The sequence below is a fragment of the Thalassotalea sp. HSM 43 genome (assembly GCF_004752005.1).
Taxonomy (GTDB): domain Bacteria; phylum Pseudomonadota; class Gammaproteobacteria; order Enterobacterales; family Alteromonadaceae; genus Thalassotalea_A.
This window is the reverse complement of record NZ_CP038493.1, coordinates 1,275,478-1,293,681: the sequence shown is the minus strand read 5'-3', so window position 1 is coordinate 1,293,681 and position 18,204 is coordinate 1,275,478. Positions and strand designations below refer to the sequence as shown.

17 protein-coding genes are annotated in these 18,204 nt (G+C 43.8%); 13 read left to right on the top strand and 4 right to left on the bottom strand.

Annotation, left to right across the window (positions count from 1 at the left end; genetic code table 11):
- The first annotated feature begins 68 nt into the window (after positions 1-68).
- Genes E2K93_RS05400 through E2K93_RS05390 form a run of 3 tightly spaced genes read left to right on the top strand, consistent with a single transcriptional unit; the run spans position 69 to position 1,328 of the window.
- The gene (locus E2K93_RS05400; RefSeq protein ID WP_135438114.1) at positions 69-431 is read left to right on the top strand and encodes a gamma-butyrobetaine hydroxylase-like domain-containing protein; all 363 of its coding nucleotides are present in this window, start codon (positions 69-71) and stop codon (positions 429-431) included.
- 21 nt (positions 432-452) lie between these two features.
- Complete coding sequence (locus E2K93_RS05395; RefSeq protein ID WP_135438113.1) at positions 453-926, top strand: DUF1456 family protein; 474 nt, start codon at positions 453-455, stop codon at positions 924-926.
- Positions 927-944: 18 nt separating this feature from the next.
- Positions 945-1,328 carry a YbaN family protein gene (locus E2K93_RS05390; protein ID WP_135438112.1) on the top strand — a complete coding sequence of 128 codons (384 nt, stop codon included), beginning with the start codon at positions 945-947 and terminating at the stop codon, positions 1,326-1,328.
- On the opposite strand, the gene E2K93_RS05385 is transcribed toward E2K93_RS05390, so the two are convergent.
- Genes E2K93_RS05385 through E2K93_RS05375 form a run of 3 tightly spaced genes read right to left on the bottom strand, consistent with a single transcriptional unit; the run spans position 1,274 to position 3,765 of the window.
- Positions 1,274-2,275, bottom strand: a complete 1,002-nt coding sequence (locus E2K93_RS05385; RefSeq protein ID WP_189637857.1) for a biotin-dependent carboxyltransferase family protein — start codon at positions 2,273-2,275, stop codon at positions 1,274-1,276. The genes E2K93_RS05390 and E2K93_RS05385 overlap by 55 nt on opposite strands.
- A 7-nt stretch (positions 2,276-2,282) precedes the next feature.
- A complete protein-coding gene (locus E2K93_RS05380) occupies positions 2,283-3,017 on the bottom strand; it encodes a 5-oxoprolinase subunit B family protein (RefSeq protein WP_135438110.1) in 735 nt (244 codons plus the stop codon).
- Positions 3,010-3,765: a 5-oxoprolinase subunit PxpA gene (locus E2K93_RS05375; RefSeq protein WP_135438109.1), complete on the bottom strand. Its 756-nt coding sequence runs from the start codon at positions 3,763-3,765 to the stop codon at positions 3,010-3,012. Before E2K93_RS05375 ends, E2K93_RS05380 begins: the two co-directional genes overlap by 8 nt.
- Before the next feature lie 204 nt (positions 3,766-3,969).
- Here E2K93_RS05375 and E2K93_RS05370 point away from each other — a divergent pair, with 204 nt between their 5' ends.
- The 9 genes from E2K93_RS05370 to E2K93_RS05330 all read left to right on the top strand — a co-directional run bounded on the left by E2K93_RS05370 (position 3,970) and on the right by E2K93_RS05330 (position 14,492).
- Positions 3,970-4,494 (top strand): RNA polymerase sigma factor, encoded by a 525-nt coding sequence (locus E2K93_RS05370; RefSeq protein ID WP_135440411.1) that lies wholly within the window; start codon positions 3,970-3,972, stop codon positions 4,492-4,494.
- On the top strand, positions 4,494-5,006 hold the full coding sequence (locus E2K93_RS05365) for a hypothetical protein (RefSeq protein WP_135438108.1): 513 nt from the start codon (positions 4,494-4,496) through the stop codon (positions 5,004-5,006). The genes E2K93_RS05370 and E2K93_RS05365 overlap by 1 nt, the downstream gene beginning before the upstream one ends.
- Positions 5,007-5,057: 51 nt before the next feature.
- The gene (locus tag E2K93_RS05360; RefSeq protein ID WP_135438107.1) at positions 5,058-6,032 is read left to right on the top strand and encodes a DUF4097 family beta strand repeat-containing protein; all 975 of its coding nucleotides are present in this window, start codon (positions 5,058-5,060) and stop codon (positions 6,030-6,032) included.
- Between the two features lie 624 nt (positions 6,033-6,656).
- Positions 6,657-8,591, top strand: a complete 1,935-nt coding sequence (locus E2K93_RS05355; RefSeq protein ID WP_135438106.1) for a PrkA family serine protein kinase — start codon at positions 6,657-6,659, stop codon at positions 8,589-8,591.
- Positions 8,592-8,671: 80 nt separating this feature from the next.
- A complete protein-coding gene (locus tag E2K93_RS05350; RefSeq protein ID WP_135438105.1) occupies positions 8,672-9,976 on the top strand; it encodes a YeaH/YhbH family protein in 1,305 nt (434 codons plus the stop codon).
- Positions 9,969-11,525, top strand: coding sequence for a SpoVR family protein (locus E2K93_RS05345; protein ID WP_135438104.1), 1,557 nt, complete (start codon positions 9,969-9,971; stop codon positions 11,523-11,525). The genes E2K93_RS05350 and E2K93_RS05345 overlap by 8 nt, the downstream gene beginning before the upstream one ends.
- Before the next feature lie 102 nt (positions 11,526-11,627).
- Complete coding sequence (dnaB, locus tag E2K93_RS05340; protein ID WP_135438103.1) at positions 11,628-13,031, top strand: replicative DNA helicase; 1,404 nt, start codon at positions 11,628-11,630, stop codon at positions 13,029-13,031.
- A 6-nt stretch (positions 13,032-13,037) separates the two neighbouring features.
- Positions 13,038-14,123, top strand: a complete 1,086-nt coding sequence (alr, locus tag E2K93_RS05335; protein ID WP_135438102.1) for an alanine racemase — start codon at positions 13,038-13,040, stop codon at positions 14,121-14,123.
- A gap of 150 nt (positions 14,124-14,273) precedes the next feature.
- Entirely contained in the window at positions 14,274-14,492 is a 219-nt protein-coding gene (locus tag E2K93_RS05330) for a DUF2375 family protein (protein WP_135438101.1), read from the top strand.
- Between the two features lie 12 nt (positions 14,493-14,504).
- Here E2K93_RS05330 and E2K93_RS05325 read toward each other — a convergent pair whose 3' ends face one another.
- Positions 14,505-14,939 carry a transcriptional repressor gene (locus E2K93_RS05325; RefSeq protein ID WP_135438100.1) on the bottom strand — a complete coding sequence of 145 codons (435 nt, stop codon included), beginning with the start codon at positions 14,937-14,939 and terminating at the stop codon, positions 14,505-14,507.
- A 192-nt stretch (positions 14,940-15,131) separates the two neighbouring features.
- Between E2K93_RS05325 and E2K93_RS05320 the strand changes: the two genes are divergently transcribed.
- Positions 15,132-18,077, top strand: a complete 2,946-nt coding sequence (locus E2K93_RS05320; RefSeq protein ID WP_135438099.1) for an MGH1-like glycoside hydrolase domain-containing protein — start codon at positions 15,132-15,134, stop codon at positions 18,075-18,077.
- Positions 18,078-18,204: the final 127 nt, after the last annotated feature.

Genomic DNA, 18,204 nt, shown 5'->3' with positions numbered 1-18,204 from the left:
ATCTCTCGGGTATTGCTCTTTTTTTTGTATAATAGCGACATAGAGTTGTGTTTATTAAGTAGGTGAATGTGATAACGCAGATGCAATTGAATCACCAAGACCATGAGTTAGTCTTGCATTTCGACGATAATTTTCAGCAAAGCTTGAGCTATGAGTTCTTGCGCGTTTATTCGCCTAGTGAACAAACCTCGGCGCAAGGTAAGGCGAAGTCACCTGTCAGCCATAAAAAAATGGTTAAACTAATGGCCATTGAGCCGGTCGGTAAGCATGGCTTTCGACTTGCGTTTGATGATCAACACAGCGCCATTTATCCACACCTATTGTTAAAAGAATATGCCCACAATCGCAACCGATTATGGCATGAATATGTGCAAGCATTAGAGATTACGGGTCATAGCCGAGAGGCAATGATCGACATTAAGCAAGTTTAACCTGAGTTAGTACCCACTATTATGACCAATAACGATATTCTGCGCCGTCTACGCTACATCTTCAGTTACAGTGACGCCGAAATGCTGGCTATTTTTGCTGAAGCTGATGCTAAAATCGAATTACCAAGTTTGCATCATTGGCTGCGTAAGGATGATGATCCGAAACTGGTAAACCTTACCGATACCATGCTGGCAATATTCCTTAATGGCTTAATCAATAAAAATCGTGGTAAACGTGAAGGCGAACAACCTAAACCAGAAAAGAAACTGAGCAATAATATTACCTTGCGCAAGTTGAAGATTGCTTTAAATCTCAATGATGCTGACATGATAGAGTTATTGTCATTGGCGGGCATTCGCGTTGGTAAGTCTGAAATCAGCGCGTTTTTTAGAAAGGTGGATCATAAACACTATCGCCAGTGTAAAGATCAGTTCTTACGTAACTTCCTCAAAGGCATGCAAATCAAATATCACGACAACAATCCTTGGCGTTAATGTGCGAGACCGTTGTCGATGAAACGCTTTTTATATCTGTCTGTCGGTTTTGGTTTTGTCGGTTTAGCCTTGCTCGGGGTGTTTTTGCCGGTATTACCAACAACGCCTTTTTTGTTGGTGGCCGCCGCATGTTTTGCTAAGTCGTCACGCCGTTGGCACAACTGGTTACTGAACAATAAACTGTTTGGACCTATTATTCACAACTGGCAAACCAATCGTTGTATCCCAAAAAAAGCCAAACGCCTGGCCGTGATATCTATTCTGTTATTTGGTGGTTTTTCGGTGTTTTTTGCGGTGCCTAATCTCTACGGTAAACTTGCCACCGCGGCGCTGCTATCTATCGGTCTTTATGTGGTGCTGTCGATTCGTACCTGCCCTGACGCCTCAGCAAAGAAAAATTGATACATTAATTTCGTTTGCACACTGGCATGCTCCAGTGATACCGGCTGAAACCGCACTTTTTGTCCTGGCCGCATCTGTGCTAATTGCCAAGCGCTTTGACGGCTAAGGCTGCCGATCACTGGGTAACCCCCAATGGTTTGCGCATCTTTCATCAGCACTATAGGTTGGCCGTCTGCTGGTAATTGAATGGCACCAAAACAGGTTGGCCGTGAAATGACGTTATTCGATTCTATCTGTACCGGCTTACCTTTAAGACGATAGCCCATGCGATTGGACGCTGGATCGATGTCATAGTGTTGCTGGTGAAAACTGTCGCTAATATTTTGTGCTTGTTTTTGCAGCAGCAAACTGGGTAAGTATTGCAGTGTCGCCATTGCTGGGTAGTCTGATTGATAGGCTTTGGGCACGTTAAAACATCGCGATGGCTGCTCGAACGCATTGACTGATAACTGACTGCCTGGCTGCAATGGTTTGCCATCTAAGCCACCTATGCTCTCACCAGGGTTTGTCGCATAGGCATTATGGCAAGGCTTAAGTTGCATTTCACCGGCAAATGCCAAGTAGCTCCTCAAGCCTTGTTGCGGTAATTGTAAGGTGAGTATTTCATCTTTGTTGATCAGTGTTGACGTCCAGTTTGCAACCCTTTGCTTTGGCGTAGACAAATGCCCTGACATGTGCGGGCTATCGAGCTGTTTAAAGGCATTACAATCGGCGCCGGTAAGAGCAATAACACACTCTTCGGAAAACTTTATCTGTACTTGGCCAAGGGTTATTTCCAACATTGGCGTATTGATTGGGTTATTGAGTAACTTATTTGCCCATAAGAACGCGTGTTCATCGATGGCACCACTGCCACTAAAACCTAAATGCTGCACCTGAGCGCGGCCTAAATCCTGAATTAAGGTGTAGGCGCCGGCTTTGACGATGTCTAGATTGATGCGATTCATATTGTGCTTACCATGCATCGTTGTTTGTCATAACAGAGCCGCCTTGCTGCACAAACTGTTGCTCACTGATGGCGTTAAACTTCACTTGATCACCGGCTTGCAATACCGGCGTAGGTGACAGCTCATCTGCTGTTATTAGCGACATCGCAGTTTGACCAAGAATAAGCCATCCGCCAGGTGATGCTTTGGGGTATATAGCGGTTTGCTGCTCTGCTATCGCTACCGCACCTTTTGGAATGCTGGTGCGTGGCGTGCTGTGCCGAGGTAATATGAGCTGTTGGTCAATAATGCCCATATACGCAAAGCCTGGCATAAAGCCATTGGCAAAGACTTGATACGTCGGCGCAGTATGACGTGCAATAATGTCTTGCAAGGTAAGCTGACATTGCTGCTCCATATAGGCAAGATCCCAACCCGCATCGTATCCATAATAGACATCAATGTGATGCAGTTTACTCTGGACTTTGTTGGCTTCTGATGGCAATTCAATGCTTTTTTTGATGTGCCTGACCATGTCTTCAAGCAGCGCTGTATTGGCTGTGGTTGGCGGCTGTAAGTGCACTATCATGCTGCTATAAGAACAGACGATATCGACTATGATGTCAGTAAACTTGTTAGCGATTGCCTGTTTGCAACGATGAATGCATTGATTTAACTGTGGGTCGATAATCTCTGCCCAGCAAAATAAGATTGCCGTTTCACTTAATGCTTGAAAGCTTTTCAACGGGTAATGGTTAGCCATCCTCGTTTAATTCCTCAAGCACGGTACGAATCGTGGTTACGATATCAGCAGCATTTGGGTTATCGCCATGCAAACATAAGGTGTCTGCTTTAATGGTAATGATCTCGCTGTTGACGGTGGTCATTTCCTGATGAGCAATCAGTTGATGCACACGTTTTTTCACTTTGATGCGATCGGTAATTAAGGCGTTGTCGTACTGCCGAGATTGCAATCGTCCATCACTGAGTAAGCCTCTGTCTGCAAATGCTTCATAAATCAGTTCAATATTATATTGTTTGGCAATATCCCGCTGCTCGCTATTATCCACCAAAGCTTGAATCATCAGCTTTTGCTGAGGCGTTCGTTGGCGATTGGTTTTTGCCACTGCCGCACACACCGAACTAAATATATCAGAGTCTTTCATCATATCGTTGTATAACGCACCATGGGGCTTTACATAGCTAACTTTAGCGTCTTGCTTTGTTGCCGCACTGTGCAATGCGTCGATTTGCTCAACCAGGCTATTGACTAACGCGTCTTTAGGTAGCGTTAATGACACTCGGCCAAAATTAGCACGGTCAGGGTAACTTGGGTGAGCACCAATAATAACCTGTTCATTCTTCGCCATGGCAATAGTATCTGCCATCGTTTGCGCATCACCGGCATGACCACCGCACGCTATGTTTGCCATATCGATATAGGGCATAATGTGCGCGTCAGGGTTTTCTTCATTATTGGCGTGTTCGCCAAGATCACAATTTACTTTCATACCGTTCGCCTAAAACTTTGCTATCAAACTTTTATTTTTAGCTAAGTGATTGATATATTAAACATCCATGTTTAATTCTAGAATATTTTTATATTCTCTTTAAACCTTTTTAAAAAGTTGTACGTCATAGTTAATAACAACAGCCAAGGATAAAGGAAAATTTAACAAGTGTCCGCGGATAACACGGTTATAGATGCTCAGCAAATGTTTGCGCAAAAGCAGGAAGGCGAATGGATCGCAGCTGCCACCTTGGGTGATCGACAAGCGTTTGCCAAATTATATGAATTGCATATAGGTAAAGTGTATGCATTGTGTCTGAGAATGCTGACAAATCGTGAGCAAGCCGAAGATGTTGCCCAAGAAGTGTTTGTACAAGTCTGGCAAAAAATCGGCAGTTTTAAAGGCGATGCAAAGTTTTCCACTTGGTTGCATTCAGTGGCAACCAATACGGTTTTGACACATATGCGCAAACAAAAATCCTGGGTGCAAAAAGTATTCAGTATTGAAGAACAAGTAAACACCGAGCCAGCAGGAAACGAAATACAAGACCTGTCGGATATTGATAAAGCGATATTGCGCTTACCCGAAAAAGCTCGACTAGTGTTTGTTTTGTTTGCGGTAGAAGGTTATCGGCATGAAGAAATAGCCACCATGTTGAACATGGCGGTGGGGTCCAGCAAATCTCATTTTCATCGTGCCAGAAATTTATTGAAGGAGTGGTTATCCTGATGAGAAAAACTATGACAGATCAAGAGCTTCAACAGCAGATCGAGACGCTAGATAAAGACATTCAGCCACAAAGAGACTTATGGGCTGGTATCGAACACGCGATTGAACACAGATCACAGCAAGAGCAGCCAAAAAGCCGTGCGACATTCACGCCATATGCATGGGCCGCCTCAGTTGTATTCGCCGTTTTGTTGACTTGGCAACTATTACCGACTCAACAAGTGCAAGCACCGGTTGAAGTAGCAGCTGTCGACCCTGTGAGCTTGCTTCAAGAGCAATATCAAGAGCAACGAAACAGTATGCTGGTGAGTTTTGGTGAGCCGGATTTAACCCAGCTACCAGACAATATTAAACAACAATTTGATGAGCTTGATTCGGCACAAGAGTCATTATTGAAGGCGTTACAGGAAGATCCTAATAATAAGGATTTGCTTAACCTGTTGAAGTGGACACAGCAACAAGAACTGAGCTTGCTTGACCAATTGTATAGCCCTAAATGGCAATCTATTTAATTGATGAAGCGTGTAAGCCGATCAATTAAAACGAAAAGAAGAGAAAGAATTATGAAATATGCTCGCAATATAAAACATTACCTAGCGGCACTGATTGGTTGCTTTGCGCTGATAACATCGGCTCACGCTGAAAACCAAAGCGTTGATGAACGAAAAGCTGTTGCTGCGGATGCTCGCGTTAAAATTGATAACCTGCGTGGTAAAGTAACCATTATTGGTACCGATGATGATGAAGTATGGGTTAAAGGTCGACTGGATGAAAAGGCTACCGATTTTGTCTTTACTGTTGACGGCAAGCGCGTCACCATCGTTGTTAAAATGCCAAAACAAATGAACAGCAGTTTTTGGGATAACCAAGCCAAAGAAACCGATTTGGTGATCAATCTACCTAAGACCGCTGATGTTAGCTTTAAAGGGGTTTCCAGTGATGTTGTGGTATCAAATATTCATAATGACACTAGCATCAAAACCGTTAGCGGCTCTATCGATGCGAAAAACCTTAGTAAAGACATCGAACTGGAAAGTGTCAGCGGTAACGTAGATACCAATAACCTTGATGGCCATATTCGCTTATCGACGGTAAGTGGTGACATCAACGACAAAAATTCCAAAGGTATACTTAATTATCATGCCGTCAGTGGTGATATTGATGCACAAAGTGTGTCTTCTGAAGTTACCGCCAGTGTGGTATCTGGCGAGCTTGATATTGAATTAGAACAAGTCAAAGATGCCAACTTGTCCAGTGTTAGTGGTAATGTTGATGCCAAAGTTGAGCTTTCTGATAACGGCTTACTGCGCCTGTCGACTGTCAGCGGTAAGGTGGAGTTAGCCATGCAAAAAGGTGTTAATGCCGATATTACCGTCAACTCAAATGCCGGTGGTCGTATTATCAATAAAGTCAGTGACGATGAAGTGGATAAAGCCAAATATGGCCCAAGTTCTAAGTTGGAAACCCGACTGGGCAACGGCAGTGCGTTAGTTAAAGCGTCAACGGTGAGTGGTAATGTTGTTGTCGCCTATCAATAAGGCTTTTTAGCAACGATTTTAGGTAGCAGAAAAACAGCGTGTCACTGGTGTGATGCGCTGTTTTTTTATGTCTAATTTGTGGCCAAATACAAAAGCCAAATACAAAAGCCAAGACAAAAGCCAAGACAAAAGCCAAGACAAAAGCCAAGACAAAAGCCAAGACAAAAGCTAAGCAGCAGCTAAGTTAATCGACTGTGGTTAAAGCGAGCTGCTAATTGAATGCTGGATTATCGTTGAAAATGATGAGGGTTCGTCGCAAATAGATACTCGTATCGAGTTTTTAAACGCTTTTTCGGGCATATCACTCTTTTTGGGCCGCCTGTTTTGACGAAATGGTAGTCTGTTTTTTAATCGTTTTTGAGCAATCCAATTGCCGCGATTTTTCGTATATCTCTTCAGTATAGACAAACTTGCCAAGTGCTGCATTTGTGCCATGGTTAAATTAGCAGGTGAATGAAATGTTTAGGCTTTTTTGACACAAAGTGACTGTTTATTCACCCCGTTTGGAACCGCGATAAGAAGAATTTGGTTACAAATAAAAGCAGTGATTTTGGCAATTATTTGCAAACTTACTTGGATTTCCCGGTCTAATTATTATAAGAGACTATCGCAGTTGGAGGCGTTATGAGCATTTTTGAACATTACCAAAGCCGTTATGAACAGGCTCGCCAAGAAGAGATGAGTCTGCAACAGTTTTTAGACGTTTGCCGTGACGACAAAATGGCCTATGCCAATGCTGCGGAACGTTTACTGGCAGCCATAGGTGACCCGCAAATGATAGACACGGCTGCGGACCCTGTTATGAGTCGTATTTTCTCAAACCGAGTTATCGCTCGGTATCCAGCATTTTCCGAATTCTTTGGTATGGAAGAGGCTATTGAACAGATCGTCTCATATTTGCGCCATGCCAGCCAAGGCTTGGAAGAGAAGAAACAAGTCTTGTATCTTTTGGGACCTGTCGGGGGCGGTAAATCGTCTTTGGCGGAAAAGCTCAAAGGTCTGATGCAACAAGAGCCAATTTACGTACTTTCTGCTAACGGTGAATTGTCACCGGTGAATGACCATCCATTTTGTTTATTTGACGCTGATTCCGATGGCAAAATCTTAACCGAAGAATACAAAGTCCCGGCGCGTTACCTTAATACCATCATGTCGCCTTGGGCGGCGAAACGATTACAAGAATTTGGTGGCGATATTTCCAAATTTAAAGTGGTTAAGTTACACCCCTCAATTCTGGCGCAAATTGCGGTTGCCAAAACCGAACCTGGTGATGACAACAACCAAGATATCTCATCATTGGTCGGTAAGGTTGATATCCGCCGACTTGAACATTTTGCGCAAAACGATCCCGATGCTTATGGCTACTCTGGTGCTCTGTGTAGAGCCAACCAAGGCATTATGGAATTTGTTGAAATGTTTAAAGCGCCAATCAAGGTATTGCATCCGTTACTAACGGCAACTCAAGAAGGGAATTACAACCCAACGGAAGGCTTATCAGCACTGCCGTTTGACGGCATCATTCTAGCCCATTCCAATGAATCTGAATGGCAGAGTTTCCGCAACAATAAAAACAATGAGGCATTTCTCGATAGAGTTTACATCGTCAAAGTGCCGTACTGTTTACGTGTTAGCGAAGAAGTGAAAATTTACCAGAAATTGTTGTCCAATAGCGAATTAAACCACGCCAAATGCGCACCAAACACTTTAGATATTTTGTCACAGTTCAGCGTCTTGTCGCGCTTAATTGAACCTGATAACTCAAGCATTTATTCGAAAATGCGGGTCTATAACGGTGAAAGCCTTAAAGACACCGATCCTAAGGCCAAATCATTTCAGGAATACCGCGATTTTGCTGGCGTTGATGAGGGCATGAACGGTCTATCGACGCGATTTGCCTTTAAGATTTTGTCTCGTGTTTTTAATTTTGAACACGGTGAGGTTGCGGCTAATCCGGTGCACTTATTTTATGTGCTTGAACAACAAATTGAGCGCGAACAATTACCAAAAGAAAGTAACGACAAGTACTTGGAATTCATCAAAGGGTATTTGATTCCGCAATACATTGAATTTATCGGTAAAGAAATTCAAACGGCGTATCTCGAGTCGTACTCAGAATACGGTCAGAATATCTTTGATCGATACGTTGTGTATGCGGATTTTTGGATTCAAGACCAAGAGTATCGCGATTCTGATACCGGGCAAATCCTCGATCGCAGTGCCTTAAATGACGAGTTGGAAAAAATTGAAAAACCAGCGGGTATTTCCAACCCCAAAGACTTCCGTAATGAGATCGTTAATTTTGTGCTGCGGGCGAAAGCCAATAACAACGGCCAAAATCCGCTTTGGACCAGTTATGAAAAACTGCGTACCGTGATTGAGAAAAAGATGTTCTCAAATACCGAAGACTTGTTACCGGTGATTTCATTTAACACCAAAACCTCATCAGACGACCAGAAGAAGCATGATCAGTTTGTTGAGCGCATGGTCGAGAAAGGCTATACCCACAAACAGGTTCGCCTATTGTGCGAATGGTACCTTCGGGTGAGAAAAGCTTCATAGAGCCACACTTCAAATAAGGAAGTGAGCCCTGCCCAAATGGAGCAGGGCGAGTCAAGGTAAACAATTTGCAGGGAGGTACTATGGCAAATTTTATCGACAGACGTTTGAACGGAAAAAACAAATCTATGGTCAATCGCCAGAGATTTGTACGCCGCTATAAACGTCAAATTAAGGACTCTTTGGCCAAATCAATTACCGATCGTCAGGTCACCGACCACAAGTCAGAGCAAAATGTCACCATTCCCGATAAAGACTTAAAAGAGCCGTTGTTTCAGCGCGGTAAAGGTGGGCGCCGAGACATGGTATTACCGGGCAATGATCAATTTAATAGCGGTGATAAAGTGCCTAAACCACCACGTGGCAGTGGCCAAGGTCAAGGGCAGGGTAATGCCTCAAACAGTGGCAATGGTGAAGATGAATTTAGCTTTTCTATCTCCGCAGATGAATACATCGACTTACTGTTTGAAGATTTGGAATTACCGAATCTGGTCAAGAACGAGCAAAACCAATTAGAGGAAACCAAAACCGTTCGCAGCGGCTATTGTAGTGATGGCGTGCCTGCCAATTTAGACATCGTACGCTCGCTGGAAAAATCGATGGCGCGCAAGATTGCCATGACCTCATCTACCCGCAGCGAACTTAGAGGCTGTGAACAAGCGCATGAAGAATTAGTCGCGTTGCAAGCCTTACAGTTTGATAATCAACGACAACAACAAATTGAACAACTCGAGCAACAGATTGTTGATCTCAAAGCGAAAATCAGCAGAGTGCCTTTTATCGATACCTTTGATTTACGCTTTCGCAATTACCAGCAGCAATCCGTGCCTAGCTCGAAAGCGGTGATGTTTTGTTTGATGGATGTTTCTGGCTCGATGACCCAGCAAACGAAAGATATGGCAAAGCGTTTCTATATTATGCTGTATCTATTTTTGTCACGTAACTATGAAAAGATTGATGTGGTGTACATTACCCATCACACCACCGCCAAAGAAGTCAGTGAGCAGGAGTTTTTTTACTCCAGAGAGACTGGCGGCACCATCGTCTCGTCGGCATTATCATTGATGGATGAAATCATCAAAGACCGTTACCCACCGGGGCAATGGAACATTTACGGTGCCCAGGCCAGTGATGGTGATAACTGGCAAGACGATACCCCGAAATGCATGCAGTTATTGGAAAATAATTTGTTGCCAGTATGCCGCTACTTTACCTACATAGAAATCAATAAACTGGTCCCCAAAGCGATGTGGCAACACTATCAAAAGCTTGCCTTAGAAAATCGCCACTTTACCATGCGACAAATTAAGCAAGTAACCGATATCTACCCAGTATTTCGAGAGCTGTTTAAAAAACAAGACAACAAAACCGAGGTGGCTTATGGCTAATAAAGCAAGCAGTAATGAGCACGGTAAAGACTGGTTAGATGATGGTCCCGACTGGAGTTTTGATAACTTAAAAACTTACCAGAACCATATAGAACGCGTTGCTGATTCATACGGCCTTGATTATTATCCGAATCAAATTGAAATGATCACCTCTGAACAAATGATGGACGCCTATGCCAGCATCGGTATGCCCATTGGTTATCATCACTGGAGTTACGGTAAGAAATTTATTCAGACCCAGCAAAACTACAGTCGCGGTCATATGGGCTTGGCCTATGAAATCGTCATCAATTCTAATCCATGTATCGCCTATTTGATGGAAGAAAACACCATGATCATGCAGGCGTTGGTGATGGCGCACGCGTGCTATGGTCACAATTCGTTCTTTAAAGGCAATTATCTGTTTCGTACCTGGACCGATGCCGATTCTATTATTGATTACTTGTTGTTTGCGAAACATTACATTCAAGACTGCGAGCAAAAATACGGTATTGAAGCGGTCGAAGATACCCTAGATGCCTGTCATGCGTTAATGAATCTTGGCGTTGATCGTTTTAAGCGCCCACAAAAGCTGTCGGTTGCGCAAGAAAGAGAACAGCAAATTGCCCGTGAAAAGTTTGTCCAATCACACCTCGATGATTTATGGCAACGCGTTGATAAACAAGTTAAATCTGACAAGGTACCAAAATCTCACAATTTCCCTGAACACCCACAGGAAAACATCCTTTATTTTATCGAAAAGAACGCGCCTAAATTGCACACTTGGCAACGAGAAATCGTCCGTATTGTGCGCAAAATAGCGCAGTACTTTTACCCGCAGCGACAAACTCAGGTTATGAATGAAGGCTGGGCTTGTTTTTGGCATTACACCTTAATTAATCACCTTTATGATGAAGGCCTGTTGAGCGATAACTTTATGATGGAATTTATTCACCATCATTCTAATGTGATTACCCAACTGCCATATAATCATCCGGCATTTTCTGGCATCAACCCTTATGCTTTGGGCTTCAAGATGTTTATGGATATTCGCCGTATCTGTGAGCAGCCAACAGAGGAAGACAAACATTGGTTCCCTGATATTGCCGGTAAAGACTGGTTGGAAACCATCAAATTTGCGATGCAGAATTTTAAAGATGAAAGTTTTATCAGCCAGTTTTTATCACCACGTTTGATGCGCGAAATGAAGTTATTTCAATTGCACGATGACGAGCGCAACAATTACATGGATGTTGTCGCGATTCATAATGAGCAAGGTTATAAAAAAGTGAGAAGCGCTCTGTCGAAACAATATGATTTGAGCCAGTTAGAAGCCAATGTGCAAATTATCAATGCAGATATCAATGGCGATCGTTCACTGACACTCGAATATATCCCGGTAGATGATGCGCCTTTGCATCAAAATCACCACGAAGTGCTTAAACACCTGCACCACCTATGGCAATTTGATGTCAAATTAGTGCAAAAAGAAAAGCTGGGTGAAGACTACCTCACTTTAGCGCAGTGCCCACCAACAAAGGACAAGGAATCTGACGCTAGCGGCATTTAATCACACTAAATATATTATTTTTAACTTCAAATTTGGCCTCAGATCGCTTAAATTGGACAGCTACCTTTGTAAAAACTTCAGCTGTACAGGATTTGAACACCCATGGCGCAAAAACAGGCATTCAAACAGCCCAAAGATAAGCAAGTCGAGCTTTTAAAAGTTGCCCCTCATTCTATGGAGGCTGAGCAATCCGTTTTGGGCGGACTGCTGCTTGATAATAACGCCTGGGATAATGTTTCTGAGCGGGTTGTTGCCGAAGATTTTTATTCTCGTGGCCATCGTATTATTTATCAAAGTATCGGTGACTTAATCGAGAAGGGTAATCCAGTCGATTTGATTACCTTGTCAGAAGATCTCGAGAATCAGAAAAAGATCGATGACGTAGGCGGTTTTGTTTATCTCGCAGAGATGATGAAGAACACCCCTAGTGCAGCCAATATTCTTGCCTATGCAGACATCGTTCGTGAGCGTGCCGTTACTCGTGAATTAATTAGTGTTGCCAATGAAATCGCCGATGCCAGTTATGACACCAGTGGCAGAAGCAGTGCCGAGTTATTGGATTTTGCCGAGGGTAAAGTATTTGCTATTGCCGAGCAACGCGCCAATAAATCCGAAGGCCCTGAAAGCGTGCACACCATTATGGAAAAAACGGTCGATAAGATTGAAAAGCTTTATGGCCAACCGCACGATGGTGTTACTGGGGTATCAACAGGCTTTACCGATCTTGATAAAATGACCGCGGGTATGCAGCCATCGGATTTGATTATCGTCGCAGCACGTCCATCAATGGGTAAAACCACATTTGCCATGAACTTGGTTGAAAGCGCGGCAATGATGCAAGACAAACCTGCATTGGTATTTTCACTGGAAATGCCGTCAGATCAAATCATGATGCGTATGTTGGCATCACTGGGACGCATCGACCAAACCAAAATTCGTACCGGCCAGCTTAATGATGAAGATTGGGCTCGATTGTCATCAACCATGGGCTTGTTGGTTGAAAAAGGTAAACTCTTCGTTGATGATGCCGCGGGTTTGACACCAACAGAAGTGCGCTCTCGTGCGCGTCGTGTTGCTCGTGATAATGGTGGTTTATCCATGATCATGATTGATTACTTGCAACTGATGCGAGTACCACAATTTAGCGATAACCGTACCTTGGAAATCGCCGAAATTTCCCGTTCATTAAAAGCCTTAGCGAAAGAGCTAAATATTCCTGTTGTCGCGCTATCACAGCTTAACCGTTCACTAGAGCAACGTTCGGATAAACGCCCAGTTAACTCCGATTTGCGTGAATCCGGTTCAATCGAGCAGGATGCCGATTTGATCATGTTTATTTATCGTGATGAGGTATATAACGATGATTCGGCAGACAAGGGCACCGCGGAAATCATCATAGGTAAGCAACGTAATGGCCCAATCGGTCGTGTGCGGGTAACCTTCCAAGGTCAATTTTCTCGATTTGATAATTTCGCCGGCCCTGGCGGCATTATGGATGAAGATTAATCATTGATGTTCAAGCTTCAACAAACAGCCACTGCCAGTATTGATCGTGATGCCTTGTTGCACAACTATCAGGTTATTCAAGAAATCGCACCACAAAGCCGTGTATTAGCGGTTTTAAAAGCCAATGCCTACGGCCATGGCCTAGTGCGTATTGCCAAGGCGTTACCCCATGCTGATGCCTTTGGCGTTGCCAGAATCGATGAAGCATTAGAATTACGACAAGGTGGTGTGGTCAAACCCATCGTCTTACTCGAAGGCTTTTTTGCTAGCGAGCACCTACCGATTATTGCCGCCAACAATTTGCAAACCATTGTCCACAATCGTCAACAACTTGAAGCGTTGCAGCAAGCGCAATTGCAGGAGCCGATTCAGGTTTGGTTAAAAGTTGATACGGGCATGCACCGACTTGGTATCGAACCGCAAGAATTTGCCGAGATATACCAAGCCTTGCAGCAATGTCCAAATGTGCAAAAAAATATTCGTCTAATGAGCCACCTTGCCTGTGCCGATGATTTAAACAATCAACAAACCTTGCAGCAACAGCGCTTATTTGAACAACTCACCGGTCATATCAATTGTGAGAAAACCTTAGCCAACTCAGCGGCAATTTGTGCTTGGCCAGAATGTCATTATCAATGGGTTCGCCCTGGTTTGATGTTATATGGTATCGACCCACGTATTAGTGAGCAGGCACATCAAATTGACTTGCAACCGGTAATGACTTTGCATTCAAGCCTGATTGCCATTCGTCATGTTAAAGCTGGAGAAAGCATAGGTTATGGCGCTGCTTGGCAAGTAGAAAAAGACACGTGTATTGGTGTGGTGGCAATCGGTTACGGTGATGGTTATCCGCGTCACGCTGCAAATGGCACGCCGGTATTGGTTAATGGCCGAGAAGTGCCATTAGTAGGTCGCGTATCGATGGATATGATCACCGTTGATTTAGGCTGCAATGCCGAAGACCAAATTGGTGATTATGTTGAGTTATGGGGCAAAAATCTGAATGTTAATCGTGTCGCTCATCATGCAACAACCATCGCTTACGAGTTATTGTGTAATATTTCCCGTCGCGTCAAAATTGACGTTCTTTAATACGACTCCTGCATCGTCATCCAGTCTGACCCTTTAATTTTGAGCAATCAGCGGTTTTTGACTATAGTTACTTAATCCATTACCTCAAAAGGACTTGTTGTCCTTTTTGCTTTCCCGGTAATTGCTAATAATTATCAAAAGGATACACTTATGGAAAGTGGTACTAATGCAGTAACTGTTTTGTATTATGAACAAGATGACATGGTGTCTTTATGTTCCGATGTTTTAACCAATGTGCGCATCGAAGCTGACAAACGGGTCATTTTTCCAGAATCATTTCGTGACAACAAAATCATTATCGCCGTGCTCGATGGCAATTGCCATGTGCGAAATTCTTTAGGCGATCGACCTATTTACGCCAGTTCCTGATAGACAGCTAGCTTATTGACAGTGTTTGCACGTGCCATGAGCTTCAACCACCTGTTTACTGATGGTAAAGCCACTGGCGTCAGCCATTGCTCTGAGTGCTAAATCTAGATTATTGGATTGGATTTCTTCGACCCGACTGCAGTTGTCGCAAATTAACAATTGCACTGGGTGGTTGCATTCGCTGAAATGATCACACATCAAAAACGCATTGATTGATTCTATTTTGTGGACAAAACCTTGGCTGGCTAAAAAGTCCAAAGCTCGATAAACCGTTGCAGGTTTGGCACCGGGATCAATTTGCTGTAATTGTTCCAATAAATCATATGCGCCAATTGCGCCATCATTTTTTGCCAGTAAGACAAATACCTGCTCACGAGTCGGGGTTAGGCGAGCTCCATTCTTTTTGCAATATTCTCTTGCCTGTTCAAGTAGTTGTGTAGAATCCATATACATCTTTAGACTGGGTTAACTGTTCCTAGTGTAACATACCTTGGTCTTGATGCCAGTACCGCCAATAGGGGATTAACCGCTAAGATACATATGTATAAAATTGTTACCCTAAGGTCATTCTTTGTCGCTTTTCATTTGCCTTGAACTATAATTTCCGCCAATTGTTCTCGCTGTAAAAATGAGTAGTAAATGCGTAGATTATCAATCACTTTAGTGATTTTGGCCGCCGCCCTTGGCATGGCCGCTTGTCAGGGACCTATCAACAAAGGCACGATACAGACTATCGATGTCGAACAGAGCCGTGTTTTGCCAGCCTATTATATCCGTGGTGGCTTCAATAATTGGAGTACAGACGCTAAGTTTGAGCAGACAAAGAATGGTCTATATCAGGTTGAGGTTGCCGTTGGATTAGGTATTCATGAATACAAAATTGCCAGCGCCGATTGGCAAACCCAATTGATGATCGCTAATCGACGACATGCGGTCGTCGACTTAAATCGCGAAGATAATTTACAGCGCCATTATCCATTAGCGATAAACCAAACTGAATCAGCGGATTTGTTGTTGGTCGAGAAAGCCGGCGTGTATCGTTTTACCTTGGATACCCGTCAATCTTATCGCCCAATCGTTACCATTAATCGCGTGAAAGACCTTGTGCTGGAAAGTGATCTGCAACATTTTAGCGATAAGCAATCACTGACGTTTCAAAGCTATGATAAACAATCTCGCCATGTGGTGATTTCAGCACAACAAAGTCAAAGCGGATTGCGCTCCTATGTTCACTCTACCGACCAATCGCTGCGTGACCCGGTACCACAAATTAATGGCTTTAAAGAAGACGCCAAGCAGCCTTATATTCGCACCGGCTCTATCGCGTTTGACGGTTTATTTGCTTTGGCGATTGACGAGATGAAAAAACTGTCGGTGAGCGACATTAATGATGGCAGCTATAACTTTGGTCAATCGATTAAATGCGATTGTTTTAAGACCGGGCAAAAATGGGACTATGTTTGGACGCGTGACCTGTCTTATGCGGCGCATTTGTCATTGGCGTTGCTTGACCCTGAACGGGTAAAAAATTCATTGGAATATAAGTTGTCACCGTATCGCCAAGGCGTACAAAAACCTGAATTCGCCAAAGGCGATAGCTCTGGTTTACAAATTATCCAAGATACTGGCAGTGGTGGTAGTTGGCCAATCAGTACCGACCGAGTAACGTGGGCATTTGGTGCACAAGCGGCATTGCAAAGTTTAGACGAGGATAGTCAAAGCGCTTTTGCAAAAACTGCGTTAAACGCACTAATTAACACCTTAGAAAATGATCGTATTGTTGCCTTTGACGCGCAAACGGGGCTGTATATGGGAGAGCAATCTTTCCTTGATTGGCGTGAGCAAAGCTACGCTGACTGGGTCAAGGATGACTTAAGCTATATGGCCACGTCGATCTCTGTGTCAACCAATGCGGCGCATTACCAAGCGCTTGTTTTGGCCAGTCAGTTGGCCGAAAAAGACGGACAGAACGATTTAGCCAAGCGTTATCGTTCTTGGGCTGAGCAATTGAAACAGGCGATAAACGATAAGCTATGGCTTGAAGAATACGGTATGTATTCAAGCTTGACCGCCGGTCACTTTGATAAAACAGCAATGCCAAAATTTGATTGGTTAGGTCAATCGCTGGCGATTATTACCGGTATCGCCAGTGGACAACAGAGCCAGCAAATTCTTGCCAACTATCCACATGGGCCTATGGGCGCACCCGTTATATTTCCACAGCAACCGGATATTCGTATTTATCACAACCGCGCAATCTGGCCGTTTGTTACCGCATATGGCGTTAACGCCGCGATAAAAGGCGATAATGCGGCAGTCGTGGACGCTGGCTACAATACCTTAATTCGTGGCGCGGCACTGAATCTATCGAATATGGAAAACCTTGAGTGGCTCACCGGACAGGCGATTTATTTGCAACGCGAAGATGTCAGTAAATCTGGACCTGTGATCAATTCAAAGTATCAACTATGGTCTGTTGCCGGTTATTTATCTATGGTGATTCACAATGTATTTGGCGTGCAGCAGGAGCAACAGCAGCTGCAATTTAAGCCTTACCTTACCGCACAACTGGTTGAGCAATATTTTGCTGACAGCCAACAATTAACCTTGTTTAATCTGCAATGGCAACAACGTACGCTCAATGTCACCATGGAATTACCGCAGCAACGCGCTAACGATGGAGTCTATCAATTAGAGTCTATCGAGTTAAATGGCAAGCCCGTGGCGAACAATATCAGCACACAGCAGTTGCTAGATAGCGACAATGAAGTGCGCATTCGATTAGCGACTGCTAAGAAAAATACTGCATCTGCGACGTATGTAGAAGCGCTACCTACCTTGCTTGATAACAAGGTGTTTGCGCCTAAAGAGCCGGTCATTGGCCTGCGCACCTATGTCGATAATGTCAGCCTATTTTTAGATGACAGACAGCAAGATGGTATTGCTTTTAATATCATCAAAAATGGTGTTGTTGTTGCCAAAGGCTTGCGGGAATCGAGCTGGCAAGACCCACAACCAATGCGCTGGCAATCGTGTTACAGCGCACAGGCGGTATTCGTCGACTCCGGGCTTGTTTCCCATAATGCCAAGGTACAATGTGTACAACCTGGTATAACCATCGATGTCGATGATAGCCGAGTGCAATCGAGCATAGCCTATAGCCGTAAAGACTATACTGCGTTCATTAAAGACTTTGGCGATGTCGATGACCAATTGTTGTTTGGCGACATTGCCGTCGAACAGGCAGGTCACTATGCGCTGCAACTAAGCTATCGCAATGAAAATAATAAAACCAATACGGGTATTACTGCTGGAGTAAAATGGCTGCAAATAGAAGACGAGCAGGGCAATGTCATTCAATCGGGTGTCATCCAAATGCCGCACATCAGCGCGTCGAGCAAGCCGGTATACTCCACTCCGGTTTCGGTTGAATTAGGCAAAGGCAATTACCAAGTGAGGATCTCTGATTTTTACAATATGAGTTATTTGCAAAATAACCAAACCTATACCCAGGCGGGTGGTATAGATGGAAGCCGCAATCAGGTCGATGTTTATCATTTGCGTTTACTGCCTGTGCCGAAGTAATTGCGGCCTATATATGCATGTCTGACGTTATCAGGCATGCATTATGGTTGATTGCCGCTACTTAGTGATGCGTAATTACCGAGTATTGCTCGTGTGTTGCTGTGCTAACGGTTTATAATAATGCCGT